At 72.7% G+C, this 2,131-nt stretch carries 2 protein-coding genes; one reads left to right on the plus strand and one right to left on the minus strand.

The window, feature by feature from the left end:
• Positions 1-261: 261 nt before the first annotated feature.
• Positions 262-1,152: a hypothetical protein gene (locus B9S61_RS12195; protein ID WP_103542269.1), complete on the minus strand. Its 891-nt coding sequence runs from the start codon at positions 1,150-1,152 to the stop codon at positions 262-264.
• A gap of 95 nt (positions 1,153-1,247) precedes the next feature.
• Here B9S61_RS12195 and B9S61_RS12200 point away from each other — a divergent pair.
• A partial coding sequence (locus B9S61_RS12200; protein ID WP_103542270.1) for a Ppx/GppA phosphatase family protein occupies positions 1,248-2,131 on the plus strand: 884 nt, incomplete at its 3' end.

Below are 2,131 nucleotides of genomic sequence, written 5' to 3' on the forward strand. Positions count from 1 at the left end.
CCGCTCCGTCGGCGGGTGCCCCGTCGCCGGCCGACCCGGGAAGCCCGTCACCGGCCGAGAGCGACGCCCCGAGCCGGGCTGCTCCGTGACCGAGGTCGTGACTCCCGACCCGCGGGCGGAGTCGCCCGGTCGGGGAAGCCGTCCCAGGCCGGGCCGGGAGCAGTGCTCCGAGTCCGCAGACCAGAGCCGTGACCCCGGTTCCTGAGGCGACGCGGGGCCGTCCCGCGCCCTCGGTCCGACGCCCGGTGGCAGCCGGCTCTGTCAGGCCGGGTCGGCCGGGTCGGCCGGGTCGGCCGGGTGCGGTGCGAGCAGGGGCAGCTGCGAGGCCAGCCGCTCCTCGCACAGCTCGACCAGGCGGTCGTAGCCGGCCTTGCCCATCAACTCGGTCAACTCCGCGCGGTACGAGACGTACACCGGGTCCCCGGCGCCGTGCGCCGAGGTGGCCGAGGTGCACCACCAGTGGAGGTCGTGACCGCCCGGGCCCCAGCCGCGACGGTCGTACTCACCGATCGACACCTGCAGCACCCGTGTGTCGTCGGGCCGGTCGATCCAGTCGTAGGTCCGCCGGACCGGCAGCTGCCAGCACACGTCCGGCTTGGTCTCCAGCGGCTCGCGGCCCTCCCTGAGGGCGAGGATGTGCAGCGAGCAGCCCATGCCGCCCGCGAACCCCGGCCGGTTCTGGAAGATGCACGAGCCCTGGAACGGGCGGGTCTGACGGTCACCGTCCTCGTCCTCGGAGACCCAGCCGTTACGCGTGCCCTCCGCGTGGTGCTGCCAGATGTCCGGTGTGAGCCTCGCCACATGCCCGGCGACCCGCTTCTCGTCGTCCTCGTCGGAGAAGTGGGCACCCAGGGTGCAGCACCCGTCCTCCGCGCGGCCCGCCTGGATGCCCTGGCAGCCGCTGCCGAAGATGCAGTTCCAGCGAGAGGTCAGCCATGTCAGATCACAGCGGAAGACCTGCTCGTCGTCCGCCGGATCAGGAAACTCGACCCACGCGCGGGCGAAGTCGAGGCCCTTCTCGTCGCTCACCGGCGCCTTCCCCGCAGTCTGCGGTGCTGTCACCCGCGAAGGAGCACCGGCCGGTCCGGCCTTCTTGTCCCTCTTGGCCTTCCTGTCCGGCTTTTCGTCCTTCGCCTTTTTCGTCTTTGGCACCCGTCCAGGGTAAGTCGCCCGCACCCGGGTCCGGGACCGGCTCGACCACCGCAGAAGGGGCAACACCGCGCGCTGCGGGCAGTAACGTTCCGTACATGAGACTCGGTGTCCTCGATGTGGGTTCGAACACGGTGCACTTGCTGGTCGTGGACGCCCACCCCGGCGCGCGCCCGCTGCCCGCGCACTCGCGCAAGGTCGAACTGCGCCTCGCCCAGCTCCTCGACGACAGCGGAGCCATCGGCGACGACGGGGTGGACAGGCTGATCGCGGTCGTCCACGAGGCGCTCCAGGCGGCCGAGGACAAAGGCGTCGAGGAACTGCTGCCGTTCGCCACCTCCGCGGTGCGCGAGGCGGTCAACGCGGACGAGGTGCTCGCGCGCGTGCGCGAGGAGACCGGCGCCGAGCTCCAGGTGCTCAGCGGCGAGGAGGAGGCCCGGCTCACCTTCCTCGCCGCCCGCCGCTGGTACGGCTGGTCGGCCGGGAAACTGCTCGTCATCGACATCGGCGGGGGCTCCCTGGAGATCGCCTACGGTCTGGACGAGGAACCCGACGCGGCGGTGTCGCTGCCGTTCGGCGCGGGCCGCCTGACCGCCGACTGGCTTCCCACCGACCCGCCCGAGGCGGACGACGTCCGCGCGCTGCGCCGCCATGTGCGCACCGGTATAGCGCGCACCGTGGGGGACTTCAGCCGACTGGGGGGCGCCCCCGACCACGTGGTGGCCACGTCCAAGACGTTCAAGCAGCTCGCCCGGCTCGCGGGCGCCGCCCGCTCCACGGAGGGCCTGTACGTGCAGCGCGAGCTGAAACGGGAGTCCCTGGAGGCCTGGGTGCCGAGGCTCGCCGCGATGACGGTCGCGGAGCGCGCCGAACTCCCCGGCGTCTCCGAGGGCCGCGCGGGCCAGCTGGTGGCCGGGGCCCTGGTCGCGGAGGGTGCGATGGACCTGTTCGGCGTGGAACGCCTGGAGATCTGCCCCTGGGC

The sequence above is a fragment of the Streptomyces sp. SM1 genome (assembly GCF_002910825.1).
Lineage (GTDB): Bacteria > Actinomycetota > Actinomycetes > Streptomycetales > Streptomycetaceae > Streptomyces > Streptomyces okerensis.